The 12572-nt window shown below is 63.5% G+C and carries 13 protein-coding genes; 5 read left to right on the forward strand and 8 right to left on the reverse strand.

What is annotated here, in order from left to right:
* The first annotated feature begins 27 nt into the window (after window positions 1-27).
* On the forward strand, window positions 28-567 hold the full coding sequence (locus BM116_RS08875; RefSeq protein ID WP_083728428.1) for a cytochrome b: 540 nt from the start codon (window positions 28-30) through the stop codon (window positions 565-567).
* Window positions 568-590: 23 nt separating this feature from the next.
* Here the strand turns inward: BM116_RS08875 and BM116_RS08880 are convergent, their stop codons facing one another.
* Both BM116_RS08880 and BM116_RS08885 read right to left on the reverse strand, forming a co-directional pair.
* Window positions 591-1289, reverse strand: coding sequence for a phosphatase PAP2 family protein (locus BM116_RS08880; RefSeq protein WP_083728427.1), 699 nt, complete (start codon window positions 1287-1289; stop codon window positions 591-593).
* A 45-nt stretch (window positions 1290-1334) separates the two neighbouring features.
* Window positions 1335-2168 carry a hypothetical protein gene (locus tag BM116_RS08885; protein ID WP_083728426.1) on the reverse strand — a complete coding sequence of 278 codons (834 nt, stop codon included), beginning with the start codon at window positions 2166-2168 and terminating at the stop codon, window positions 1335-1337.
* Window positions 2169-2359: 191 nt separating this feature from the next.
* Here BM116_RS08885 and BM116_RS08890 point away from each other — a divergent pair, with 191 nt between their 5' ends.
* Entirely contained in the window at window positions 2360-2899 is a 540-nt protein-coding gene (locus BM116_RS08890) for a DUF3087 family protein (RefSeq protein WP_083728425.1), read from the forward strand.
* On the opposite strand, the gene BM116_RS08895 is transcribed toward BM116_RS08890, so the two are convergent.
* The 4 genes from BM116_RS08895 to BM116_RS08910 form a co-directional block, all read right to left on the reverse strand.
* Window positions 2889-3845, reverse strand: coding sequence for a quinone oxidoreductase family protein (locus BM116_RS08895; protein ID WP_083728424.1), 957 nt, complete (start codon window positions 3843-3845; stop codon window positions 2889-2891). The two genes, BM116_RS08890 and BM116_RS08895, sit on opposite strands and share 11 nt — an antisense overlap.
* A 51-nt stretch (window positions 3846-3896) precedes the next feature.
* Window positions 3897-4211 (reverse strand): antibiotic biosynthesis monooxygenase family protein, encoded by a 315-nt coding sequence (locus BM116_RS08900; protein ID WP_083728423.1) that lies wholly within the window; start codon window positions 4209-4211, stop codon window positions 3897-3899.
* A 15-nt stretch (window positions 4212-4226) separates the two neighbouring features.
* On the reverse strand, window positions 4227-4505 hold the full coding sequence (locus BM116_RS08905) for a DUF2845 domain-containing protein (protein WP_083728422.1): 279 nt from the start codon (window positions 4503-4505) through the stop codon (window positions 4227-4229).
* Window positions 4506-4748: 243 nt separating this feature from the next.
* The gene (locus BM116_RS08910) at window positions 4749-6926 is read right to left on the reverse strand and encodes a malate synthase G (protein ID WP_083728421.1); all 2178 of its coding nucleotides are present in this window, start codon (window positions 6924-6926) and stop codon (window positions 4749-4751) included.
* A gap of 176 nt (window positions 6927-7102) precedes the next feature.
* On the opposite strand from BM116_RS08910, the gene BM116_RS08915 reads away from it, so the two are divergent.
* Entirely contained in the window at window positions 7103-8035 is a 933-nt protein-coding gene (locus tag BM116_RS08915; RefSeq protein WP_083728420.1) for a phospholipase BipL, read from the forward strand.
* 15 nt (window positions 8036-8050) lie between these two features.
* On the opposite strand, the gene BM116_RS08920 is transcribed toward BM116_RS08915, so the two are convergent.
* Window positions 8051-9388, reverse strand: a complete 1338-nt coding sequence (locus BM116_RS08920; protein WP_083728419.1) for a sensor histidine kinase — start codon at window positions 9386-9388, stop codon at window positions 8051-8053.
* A gap of 67 nt (window positions 9389-9455) precedes the next feature.
* On the opposite strand from BM116_RS08920, the gene BM116_RS08925 reads away from it, so the two are divergent.
* A complete protein-coding gene (locus tag BM116_RS08925; RefSeq protein WP_083728418.1) occupies window positions 9456-11447 on the forward strand; it encodes a TonB-dependent receptor domain-containing protein in 1992 nt (663 codons plus the stop codon).
* 23 nt (window positions 11448-11470) lie between these two features.
* Here the strand turns inward: BM116_RS08925 and BM116_RS08930 are convergent, their stop codons facing one another.
* Window positions 11471-12154: a response regulator transcription factor gene (locus BM116_RS08930; RefSeq protein ID WP_083728417.1), complete on the reverse strand. Its 684-nt coding sequence runs from the start codon at window positions 12152-12154 to the stop codon at window positions 11471-11473.
* A gap of 106 nt (window positions 12155-12260) precedes the next feature.
* On the opposite strand from BM116_RS08930, the gene BM116_RS08935 reads away from it, so the two are divergent.
* Complete coding sequence (locus tag BM116_RS08935; RefSeq protein WP_083728416.1) at window positions 12261-12572, forward strand: hypothetical protein; 312 nt, start codon at window positions 12261-12263, stop codon at window positions 12570-12572.

The raw sequence follows: 12572 nt of genomic DNA on the forward strand, positions 1-12572 counted from the left end.
GTTCGCAACTGCCTACAGGTACCCGCCATGCACGCCTCTCCACGCCGTTATCACGGCCTTTCCATTGCCCTCCACTGGCTCATGCTGCTGCTGATCGCAGCGGTCTACGCCTGTATTGAGCTCAAGGGGAATTTCCCCCGTGGCAGTGAACCCAGGGAGCTGCTCAAGCAGTGGCACTTTGCGCTGGGCATGCTGGTTTGGGTGATGGTTTGGGCTCGCTTGTTGGCACGCCTGCTGTTGCCTGCGCCCGCCGCCGTGTCGGCGGGCTGGCAGAACACGCTGGCAGCGGCCATGCACCTGGCGTTATATGGCCTGATGATCGGTCTGCCGCTGCTTGGCTGGCTGGTACTCAGTGCGGCGGACAAGACGCAGATCCTCGGTATTGCGCTACCGCCATTGCTGGCGCCGAACCAGGCGCTGGCCGGCCAGCTGAAGGAAGTTCATGAGTGGCTTGGTGTGGCTGGTTACTGGCTGATTGGCCTGCATGCCGCTGCGGCGGTGCTGCACCACTGTGTGCTGCGCGACGATACGCTACGACGCATGCTGCCCGCGCGGCAGGCGCGCTGACGTTGACTCGCCCCGGCGGGGCCTCAGGGCTGCTGGCGGCAACCGGGCAGCCTGCTGACCAGTAACGTCAGGGCGATGCCCAGGGTTGCTCCGGTAAACACGTCGGTTGGCCAGTGCACCCCAAGCGTCAGGCGCGACAGACCCACCAGCGCAACCCAGCCTAGAGCCAGCCCCCACCAAGTGCGGCTCTGTGCCGGGGACACCCGGCACAGGACAACGGCCAGTGCGCTGGCGCAGGCGGCCGTGCCCATGGTGTGGCCGCTGGGAAAGCTGAAGCTGCTCAGCTCCAGAGTGTCCCACAGCGCAGGGCGCTGGCGTGCGAACAGCATCTTCAGCAGAACCACCAGCAGTGCGCCTGCCAGTCCGCTAAGGCTGAGCAACAGGGCGTTGGCGCGCTGGCCCCGGGCCAACAGGTAGCCGCTGGCCGATGCCATCAGTAGTGTAAGAAACACGGAAGAGCCGCTATGGGTAATCCAGCCCAGTAGCGCTATCAGCGCGGGCGGCAGATGCGTGCGTAGGCTGAGTAATATCTGCTGGTCCAGCTCGTTGACCAGGCCGCTGAGCATCAGTGCGGTGCTGACCAGCGCCAGTGCGAGCAGAAACAGGGGTAGATGCAGCCTGGGTATCGGGGCGGGCGTGGTGCCGTCAGCGGGCCGCCGCAGCGCCAGCCAGAGGCCGTAACCTGTGGCCAGCAACAGTGGCAGCATCCAGGGGGTGGGCATTGATTTGCACCGCAGAGGCCGCCCGCAGCGCGGGCAGCGGGTGAGTCAGAAGGTGTAGGTGCCCGGTGTCGGGTCCAGCACGGGCGGCAGCGCCGGCGTGACTGTCGGCTCGGGCGTTTGCCTGGGCGTGGGCACGATGACCGGTTCTGGCTCGACGACTGTCAGATGCTCTGCCAGGGTGGCTTGCCAGAGGCGCTCGAACTCGCCAACAAAGCTGTGGAAGCTCTGCGCTTCTGCCTGCTGGCGCGCGGAGTCAATGGCTTCCCGGCTGTTCCACATGGTCGCGCGCTGGGATTCGCGCTCGGTCGCCTCGGCCGCCCCGTATACAAAACCGGTGCGCACATCGACCAGCAGAGCCGAGGTGGTGGCGCTGACAAAGGCCTGTTTGTTCGGCAGAAAGCCCAGGGTAATGGCAGACAGCGGGCCCAGCGCCGTGCTCTCGACATTGAAGCTGGTGTCCAGCGTGTAGACCAGTAGCAGGTCGGCTTTCAGGCGAGCAGCGCCAAGGCGCAGGTCGCGCAGGGTGTTGAGTTCCTGCGGCAGAATCAGGCGCGTCATGGGCGCTACCGCGCTGAGCTGATCCTGGCTGGCCAGACGCTGTAGATCGTCGGCGCTTTCGATATCGCGGGTCGTGACCACGCTGAACTGACCGCTGCCATAGCTGTCTGCTGTCAGTGAGTGGTAGCCGGACGACTGCACGCGTACGGTAGCCAGTCGCGCCGGGAATTGGACTGCCGGCTCCAGCGCCATCAGGGCGCTGATGTCAGCATCGCCCAGAGCGGCCATGTTTACCCCGGCAGCAGGTGTGGTGTAGGTCGCGCAGCCTTGCAGGATCGCCAGACCCAGAGCAAGCAGCGGGGCGAGTAAACGTCGATTCACGGCGTAACGGTTCCTCGGGAAAGAGATGGGCAGACCGGCCAGCGTCAGGCGGCCTCGGTCGTGCGGACCGCAAATGGTATCGCGTTGAGGGCAGGGCAACAATCGGCGGGCCAATCTTTATTGGTATGGCTGCGCTCTGTGCTGTCCAGCGCTTACACTGTCGCCTTTGCATGTTGTCAGGGTAATAGCCAGTGAGCGAACTATTTCGTATCGAACATCGTGACCCAGAAACCTTCCGTAGCCAGACGCGGCGCAGCACCATCATTGTGGTGGCTATCTTTGCCGTGTTCGGCATGGGGCTGCCGGCGTTGCTGATCGGCCTGTTCGGCAGTGCGCAGGAGAGCAACTTCGGGCTGAATGTCACCGGGGTGGCCCTGGCTGCGGCACTGACCGCGATTCTGGTGCGCACGGTGTTTCTCAAGCAGCCGTGGATGGACTCGGCCGCCTATGGCTGGCGGCTCAAGCGCGCGTTGATGCGCGTGACCAATCAGATGCATCAGGTCAAAGAGGGGGTGCAGGCCGGAGACGAGAACGCCATGCGGGTGATGCGCTTCTACCACCTGGGGTTGCAGGAGATGCATCACCTGGAGGGCAATAGCAGCGATATGCTGGAGCTGGTGGCCGAGCGTGAAGCCTTGCGCCGCGAGCTGGCTGCGCGCGGCCTGCCCGAAGAGCAGCTGAGCCTGCAGAGCGAGTGGCTGGATGCCCTGAAGCCTGCGGCTAAAGGGTAAAGACCACGCGGCTGCGGTCCTGGCTATTGGCCCAGACCTGCTCGACCTCTGTCAGTGGACGACCCACGGCGTCGATCTCCAGGCCGATGTGCCGCATCACCTTGAACATCTCGCCGATGCAGCGCACCAGGTCGGCATTGGATACGCTGCTCAGGCCGCTGCCCATCAACTCCAGACCAGTGCTTCGCAGCAGGCCGGCTGGCAGGTTAATGTTCAGCCCGCCCAGTGAGCCAATATTGACGAAGCGTATCCGTTGCGCGGCCTCACCGGGTGCATGGCTGGTGGCCGCCTGCATGATGGTTTCAGCCGAACTGCCCCAGACATAGTCCAGTACCACGCCAATGCCCTTGTCGATCTCGGCGCGCAGGGCAGCCTGCAGCGCGTCCGGCTCTTGGCCCAAGGCGATGAATACGTCTGCGCCCAGCGCCCTCAGGTCGGCCTCGGCCGCCGTGTTGCGGGCGGTGACCACGATACGTCCGGCGCCCAGGTGGCGGGCAATGCGAATCGCCAGTCGCCCGGAGGCGCCGTTGGCGCCATTGATCAGTACGCCTTCGCCTTGCTGCAGCTGCGCCCGTTCTGTCAGTGCGGCCCAGGACGACATGCCGGGGTTGGCGATGGCGGCGGCGGTGATGTCGTCGATGCCATCCGGCAGGGGGACCACGCAGTCGGCCTGCACGCAGACCTGCTCGGCCATGGCGCCGACCGGGTTGCGCGGAAAGGCAAAGTAGACGCGTTGACCATTTTCAAGCACGCCCACACCGTCTGCGCCCGGCGCAAAGGGTGGCTTCGGGCTGGTGTAGTGACGACCAGACGCTTGCGCGCGTACCAGTTGGCTAAGTGCGCTGGCGCGCACCGTCACCAGCAATTCGCCTGGCTGCGGCCTAGGGGCGGGGAAGTCTGCGTAGGTCGGGGCTTTGGATACGTCGGTGACGACAGCTGCTTTCATGGTGCGCTCGCTGGGCGGGTCAGTGGGCTGCGCTGAGTGTACCGCAAGCCGTTACTGGCCGGGCGGCATGACCACCCACTCCGGCTCGTCGAACTCGCCAATCAGGCGGATCTCGCAAAAGTGCGCTGCGCCGCGAATGATCTCGGCTACCTCGGCGTTCGGCTTGCCCTCCATCGCATCGCGCTGGGCCTTGCTGTCCCAGTGGGCGATGGCAATCAGCTTGTCTGGCGATTGCAGGCTGCGGTGCAGCTCGGTGCCGCGGGCGCCCGGGGCGCGCTGGATCAGCTCGCTGGCATGCACCCAGGCCTCGGCGTAATCCTCGGCGCGGTAGCCGGTTTTGATGGTTACCTCGAATATGTATTTCATCTCTTGCTCCTGGGCTCAGCGTCGTGTGCTCTCGATATCGACCAGCCGCCCGTCAATAAAGCGCAGCTCGCGGACCATGCCGTTGCTTGGACCATAGACCCAGTGATCGACCGTGACGCTGCCGTCGGCCGGGTAGCCATCGGCGTCGATATGACGCGGGGTGTGTTGGCGCGAGTCAGGCTCGCCGCATTGCTCTAAGACTTCGGCCTGCAGCGCGCCGGTAGCAATGATGCCGTGATCGCAGCGCATGCTTGCGGCCTCTGCAGCCGAGGCGCTGACAAGGGTAATGAGCATGGCCAACAGGTTTTTGACTGAACTGGAACGCCTCCTGCGTTGAATGTGCCTGCTGTCATCATGCCTGCGTTGTGCGGGCAGGTCGAATGGGCATGCAACAGTCAAAGCTGATTCAGCAGCGGCCCAACGCCGGAGTAGTGCGCGCGGTCACGCCCTTGTCTTCGCCCGCCCTGCGGCGCTTGCCGGGTTGGGAGGCACAAAAAAGCCCGGCGCGGTGGCCGGGCTTCTTCGTTGCTGCAAGTATTACAGGCCGAACTTGGCCTTGAACTCGCGGCGGCGGCGGTGCAGGACCGGCTCGGTGTAGCCGTTCGGCTGCTTGGTGCCTTCAACGCAGAGCTCAACGGCGGCCTGGAAGGCAACGCTGTCGTCAAAGTTCGGCGCCATCGGCTTGTAGGCCGGGTCGCTTTCGTTCTGACGGTCAACCACTGCAGCCATGCGCTTCATGGTTTCCATGACCTGATCTTCGGTGCAGATGCCGTGACGCAGCCAGTTGGCGATGTGCTGGCTGGAGATACGCAGGGTAGCGCGGTCTTCCATCAGGCCCACATCGTTGATGTCCGGTACCTTGGAGCAGCCAACACCCTGGTCGATCCAGCGTACAACGTAGCCGAGGATGCCCTGGGCGTTGTTGTCCAGTTCCTGCTGGATGTCGGCAGCGGACCAGTCGGTGCTGGGCGCCAGCGGGATGGTCAGGATGTCGTCAACCGAGGCCGGGGTGCGCTTGGCCAGCTCGTCCTGACGCTCGGCAACGTTGACCTTGTGGTAGTGCAGGGCGTGCAGGGTGGCGGCAGTCGGGGACGGAACCCACGCGGTGTTGGCGCCAGCCATCGGGTGACCGATCTTCTGCTCCAGCATGGCCGCCATCAGGTCGGGCATGGCCCACATGCCTTTACCGATCTGCGCGCGGCCTTTCAGGCCGGTGGCCAGACCGATGTCGACGTTGTTGTTTTCGTACGCGCCGATCCAGACTGCGCCCTTGATCTCACCCTTGCGAATGAACGCGCCGGCTTCCATGGAGGTGTGGATCTCGTCACCGGTGCGGTCGAGGAAGCCGGTGTTGATGAACACAACGCGCTCGCTGGCGGCCTTGATGCAGGCTTTCAGGTTGATGGTGGTGCGGCGCTCTTCGTCCATGATGCCGACTTTCAGCGTGTTGCGGGTCAGGCCCAGCATGTCTTCAACACGGCCGAACAGCTCGTTGGTGAAGGCCACTTCTTCCGGACCGTGCATTTTCGGCTTAACGATGTAAACCGAACCGGTGCGGGTGTTCTTGCGGCTGGTGTTGCCGTTCAGGTTGTGGATCGCGATCAGGCTGGTGACCGCAGCATCCATGATGCCTTCCGGTACTTCGTTGCCGTCCTGGTCGAGGATCGCATCGTTGGTCATCAGGTGGCCAACGTTACGCACGAACAGCAGCGAGCGGCCGTGCAGGGTCAGGGTGGAACCGTCGGCTTTGGTGTATTCGCGGTCGGGGTTCATGGTGCGGGTGAAGCTGCTGCCGCCCTTGCTGACGGACTCGGCCAGATCACCTTTCATCAGGCCCAGCCAGTTGGTGTAGACAACGGTCTTGTCGTCGGCATCAACAGCGGCAACGGAGTCTTCGCAGTCCATGATGGTGGTCAGTGCCGATTCCATCAGCACGTCTTTCACGCCGGCAGCGTCGGTCTGGCCGATGTTGCTGGTTGCATCGATCTGGATTTCGAAGTGCAGGCCGTTGTGCTTGAGCAGCACGGCAGTCGGGGCCGCAGCGTCGCCCTGGAAGGCGATGAACTGGGCGGCGTCTTTCAGGCCGGTGGTGCTGCCGTCTTTCAGGGCAACGCTCAGTTGGCCGTCCTTGACGGTGTAGCTGGTGGAGTCAACGTGGGAACCATTGGCCAGCGGAGCTGCCTCATCAAGGAAGGCGCGGGCAAAGGCGATGACCTTGTTGCCACGGATCTCGTTGTAGCCCGGGCCCTTGGTGGCGCCGTTTTCTTCGGAGATGGCGTCGGTACCGTACAGTGCGTCGTACAGCGAACCCCAGCGGGCGTTGGCGGCGTTCAGGGCAAAACGGGCGTTCATCACCGGCACAACCAGCTGCGGGCCGGCCATGGTGGCGATTTCTTCGTCGACGTTCTGGGTAGTGGCCTGGAAGTCAGCCGGCTCGGGCAGCAGGTAGCCGATTTCCTGGAGGAAGGCTTTGTATTCGGCGGCGTTGTGCGCCTGACCGGCACGAGCCTGGTGCCAGGCATCAATCTGGGCCTGGAAGTCGTCGCGCTTGGCCAGCAGTGCCTTGTTCTTGGGAGCCAGGTCCTTGATCAGCGCTTCGACACCGGACCAGAAGGCGGCGGCGTCAACACCGGTGCCGGGAATGGCACGCTCGTTGATGAAATCGTGGAGAACCTTGGCTACTTGCAAACTGCCAACTTGGACGCGATCTGTCATGTTACACCCTCACTGTGCTGACAACCTGCGCGCTACGCGCATCAGGACGTGGAAATTGGAGACGCGGTATGTTACACGATGATCTGTTGCAAAGCATGCCCGACGGGCGCAATTGTGCCGGGGCCCCCGCAGATCAGGGAGTGACTCGCGGGTCATACCACCAGACGAGACACTCGATGGATCAGGCTTTTTTTTCTTCCCTTGCCGACTCCCTGCCGCAGCTGGAACCGGGCCGCGCTGCCGACGAGGCTGCGCGTCGTTACGCCGGCTACTACGGCATTGACTTCCACGACCGCGCGGCTCAGCACCTGGGTCGCATCGAGGTGGATGGTTTCAGCGTTGCCACGCAGATATGGAAGCCGCCGGTCGCGCGCGGCACGCTGCTGATTCTGCATGGCTATTACGATCACATGGGGCTGTATCGGCACCTGATCCAGTGGGCGCTGGAGCAGCACTACGCGGTGCTGGCCTTTGATCTGCCCGGACACGGCCTGTCCAGCGGCGAGCGCGCCAGTATCGATTGTTTCCTGCGCTACCAGAAGGTGCTTGACGGTGTGCTGGAGCAAGCCTTGCTCTGGCAGCTACCGGCGCCCTGGCACATGCTGGGGCAGAGCACCGGTGGCGCGATTCTGATTGATCGCCTGCTGCACGGCGAATTGCCCGCCCAGCTTGGGCGCACGGTGTTGATGGCGCCACTGGTGCGTCCTCGCCAGTGGCTGTTCTCGCAAATGGGGTTGAAGCTGCTTGGCGGCTTTGTGCAGCAGCTGGGGCGGCGCTTTACCGATAACTCCACCGACGAGGCCTTTCTCGAGTTCATCCGCTCGCGCGATCCGCTGCAGCCGCAGGTGCTGCCGGTGGCCTGGGTGCAGGCGCTGGAGCGCTGGATTCCGCGCATCGAATCGGCGGCGGCGGTGGAGCATCAGCCGCTGATTATTCAGGGGCAGGAAGACGGTACCGTGGACTGGCAGCACAACATCCAGGTTCTGGAGAGCAAGTTCGCCGGCCTGGATACCTTCTATCTGCCCACTGCCCGTCACCACCTGGCCAACGAACACCAGAGCCTGCGACAGCAGTATCTCGACTGGCTGGGGCCGCGGTTGTTGTCCTAAGGTCTGTTGCCGACCTCAGTCGGCGGCCGGCAGGCTGAGACGCAGGGTGCTCGGTAGCGCCGCGTCAAAGCGCACGCTGCCGCCGGCGTTTTCGACCACCCGCCGAACAATCGGCAGGCCAAGCCCGGTGCCGCTGCTGCCCTGCCTGCCCTTGCGAAAGCGCTCGAACATCGCCTCCTGCTGCACCGGCGGCACGCCCTGGCCCTCATCGCCGACGCTGACCTCAACCCATTGCCCGTTCCGCCTGGCCTGCAGCCGTACCTTGCCCTGGCCGTGCAGCAGCGCATTCTCCAGCAGGTTGACCAGCGCCTGACGCAACTCCTCTGCCTGTCCATTGGAGTGCAGGCCATCCTCTACCGCCACCTCCAGCGCACGTTGCTGCTCCTCGAACAGCGGCAGCAGTGATGCCGCTACCTCGCGCACCAGGCGTGACAGTGCGGTGCGCTCGCCCGTTGCGGTTGCCCGCTGTCCCTCATCCTGCCGCGCCAATGCCAGCAGCTGCTCGACCAGGCGGGTGAGTTGACGCATTTCCTGTTCCAGCGCTGGCCAGTCCGGATTGCCGCTCCGGCGCGCGTCCTGCAAACGCAGGTCCAGCACTGTCAGCGGTGTGCGCAGCTCGTGGGCGGCATCGGCAATAAAGCGCTGGGAGGCGTCGTAGGCGCTGGCCAGGCGGTCCAGTGCCCGGTTCGCGGCTTCGGCCAGGGGTTGTACTTCCCTTGGCAGGTCGGCCAGCGGGATGCGCTGGTCCGGTGCCTGCGGGCCGATCTCCGCTGCCAGCGCGGTGGCCCGGCGCACGGGGCGCAGAGTCCAGTGCAGCAGGGCCAGAATCAGCCCGGCAGCCAGCAAACCGAGGGGGATGACAAACAACACACTGTGACGCAGGCGATCCAGCAGCAGCTGGTTGAGCATGGCGCGCTCCGCCGCGTCGTTGCGAGAGACCATCAAGACCGAGCCGTCGGGCAGGGCAATGGGCACATTGATTACCTGCCCGCCAAAGGGGCTCCAGTGCCACCAGCTGTCGTGATCCTCGGGGGCGGGCAGGCGCAGACGCCGCGGTTGCGGCATGTAGTCGGCAAAGCTGTGCAGGCTGCCGTCGGGGCCGTAGAGGGTGTACTCCATTTCGCTACCAGCGTGGTAGCGCGGCAATGCGCTGATCGGCTGGTCGGCACTGTAGCCCTCGCTGACCGTGCGCGCCAGCAGCAGAATGCTGCGCCGCAGATCGTCCCGAGTGCCGTAGGTGTGCATCGCTGACAGACAGGAACCCAGCACAAAGACCAGCAGCAGGGCGACGAGAATGCGCAGACGCAGGCTGCGCCGCGATCTTGTCAGCTTGCCGTCAGTAAGTGCTGGCATAGTGTTGCCCGCCAATAATATTAAGAATATTTATCATTTGCGTTTTCATGAGAGGAAGTCAGCACGCATGCCAGCACAAAGCACACACCTGCACAAGCAATTCAGTCCGGCATTGTTGGCCTTGGCCGTCTTTGCTGCGCCGGCCTATGCCGAGCAAGTCGACAATGGTGAGGTGGTCGAGCTCAACGAGGTGGTGGTCACCGCCGCCGGTTACGAGCAGCAACTGATCGATGCGCCAGCGTCCATTACGGTGATCACCCAGGAGGATCTGGAGGGCAAATACTATCGCGATGTCACCGATGCCCTGCAGGACATTCCCGGCGTATCCATCGAGGGCGGCGCTGGCGGCAAGCTGGAGAGCACCAGCATCAACATTCGCGGCCTGGGTGAGAGCTACACGTTGTTCCTGATCAACGGCAAGCCCCTGGGCGCCTCCACCGAGGCTTACTACAACGGCTTTGGCAGCGCGACGCAGGTCGGCTGGCTGCCGCCGCTCAATGCTATCGAGCGGATCGAGGTCATTCGCGGGCCGATGTCTTCACTCTATGGCTCCAGCGCCCTGGCCGGGGTGATCAACATCATTACCAAGGAAGTGGCTGATGAATGGGGCGGCCGTATCAGCTACGACCACTTGCTGCAGGAAGACGATGACGCCGGTGCCGCGCGTCAGGCCAACTTCTACCTCAGCGGGCCGCTGGTCGCTGATCGCCTTGGACTGACACTTTACGGCTCCAGCTACCAGCGCGACGAAGACGATATCCAGGGCGGCTACACTGAGAAGGAGCGGGTCGATGGCACCGCTACGCTGAATCTGAAGATCAACGAGGCCAACAGCCTGGAGTTGGAAGGTGGCCGGGCCGAGCATGACAACGAGCGGACCGCCAAGTCCGGCTCCCCGAGCGAGATGAACAACATCCGCACCCACTACGGCCTGACCCACACCCTGCGTTGGGGCGAGCGTTTCGAGACGCGCAGCTACGTTATCGATGAAGAAGTCGAGATCGAGAACGGCAATGTCGAGTCTGCCTACACCAGCACCCTGGCCAACACCAAGACAGTGCTGCCGCTGGCAAATCAGACCATGACACTGGGTGCCGAGTACAAATGGGAAACCACCGATCACGACGCCAGCCGCTTCTACGGCCGCGCTAACAATCTTGAGCTGGAACGCTGGCAGCGCGCGCTGTTCATCGAAGATGAATACTATGTCACCGATGATCTGTCGGTGACCGGCGGCCTGCGTTATGACGAGAACGAGCACTACGGTGAGGAGCTGATTCCGCGACTGTACGCGGTGTACCGTATGACCGACGCGTGGGTGCTCAAAGGTGGTGTGAGTGGTGGCTACAAGGCGCCGACCCTCAAGCAGGCTGATCCGAACATTGTCGAGAACGCCGCCCGCAGCCGCGCCTTTGACATGGGCAACGCCGATCTCAAACCGGAAAGCAGCATCAACTACGAAGCCGGTCTGATGTGGGATGCGGCCAACGGCATCAACGCTGGCGCCACGGTCTACTACACCGAATTTGAAGATCAGATCGGTCGCAAGGTGATCTGTGATACCCGCGACGGCTCTGACCCTGTCTGCGAAGTTAACGGAGTGCAGCGCCAGTACATCAACCAGTACACCAATCACGACTCGGCCGAGCTGCGCGGTGTAGAGCTGTTCTTTAATGTGCCGCTGGGGCCGGTTGATCTAAAGACCAACTACACCTATTCCGACAGTGAAATCACCGAGTCCAAGGATTCGCCGGAGAGCGTTGGTCAGCCGTTCAATAACCTGCCCAAGCATATGGTCAACGTGGGCGTGGACTGGGCCGCAACCGAGGCTTTGGGCGTCTGGGCCAAAGCCCGTTACAAGAGCAGCACGGTGGAAGACTCCACCAGTCAACGGCCGTCCTACACCCTGGTTGATGTCGGCGCGCTGTATGGCGTGAGCGACAACTTTGATGTCTACGGCGGGCTCTACAACCTGTTCGACAAGCAAGTGACCGCCGAGGATTACGGCAAGACCCTGGACGGGCGCCGCCTGAACCTGGGTGTTGCCTTTAATTTCTAGGCCGCAGGCTGCGGCGTCAGGTGTTATATGGCCTGACGCTGCGTGAGGCGGTAACCCAGACCGCGCAGGGTTTCAATGCTGGCGTCGGCACCCGCCTTCGCCAGCTTGCGGCGCAGCCGTGAGACCGCCGCTTCAATGGCGTTGGGCGTGACGGCCTGGTCCAGTGCGTACAGGCGCTCTTCGAGGTGGTCCTTGACCACCACCCGTGGCGCGCTGCGCAACAATTCTTCGAGTAACGCCAGCTCGCGTTTGGGCAGGACCAGCGGGCGGGCATCGACCTGCACATCGCGGTGCTGTTCGCAGAAGCTCAGGTTGCCGATGTACAGGCGGGTGTCCGGGCGCGGCCCGGCACGGCGCAGCACGGCGCGCAGGCGGGCCTCGAGTTCGCCCATCTCAAAGGGCTTGAGCAGGTAGTCGTCAGCGCCGGCGTCAAGGCCGGCGATACGGCTGTGCAGCGCATCGCGGGCGGTGAGAATCAGGCAGGGCAGGTGCGGGTTGCGGCTACGGCTGCGCAGGCTCAACAGCTGCAGGCCGTCCATGTCCGGCAGCCCCAGGTCCAGCAGCATGGCGTCGTATTGGCTGAGCTCAAGCATCGCCAGCGCTGCCTTGCCGTCCTCGGCGGCGTCCACCACAAAGCCGCTGCGGCGCAGGTGGCGAGCCAACAGGTCGCGCAGGGAGGGGTGGTCTTCGACGATGAGCAGCTTCATGACGCGGATTTCCTGCCAGCTGTCAGTCTCTGGTCAGCCGGGTTTGAGATAGTGAGATGCATTCTTATTCAGAGCGGGCGCCTGACGCAAGCCATGGACTTATGACATGAACGACGTTTTTCCGCAGACACCCCGGTTGTCTGCGCCGGCGCAGCGGCGCCTTGATCTTGTGGCGCGTTGCCTGCTGGCCGCGCCAGGCGGGTATCTGCTGACAGCGCTGTGTACCGCCAGCCTCGCGTTACTGCTGCCGGGTGAGCCGGCGCAGGCGGTGTTGGCCGCGACGCAGCTGTCCTTTTTGCTCTACTGCGTGCTGGTGATCTGGGCGTTTTGTGCGCGCAGTGCCGCACGCGCCTGGTTAATCGCCGTACTGAGTTGTCTGCCAGCGGCGTTGCACCTGATTTGGCGGGAGCTGCTATGA

It is taken from the genome of Halopseudomonas pachastrellae (assembly GCF_900114765.1).
GTDB lineage: Bacteria > Pseudomonadota > Gammaproteobacteria > Pseudomonadales > Pseudomonadaceae > Halopseudomonas > Halopseudomonas pachastrellae.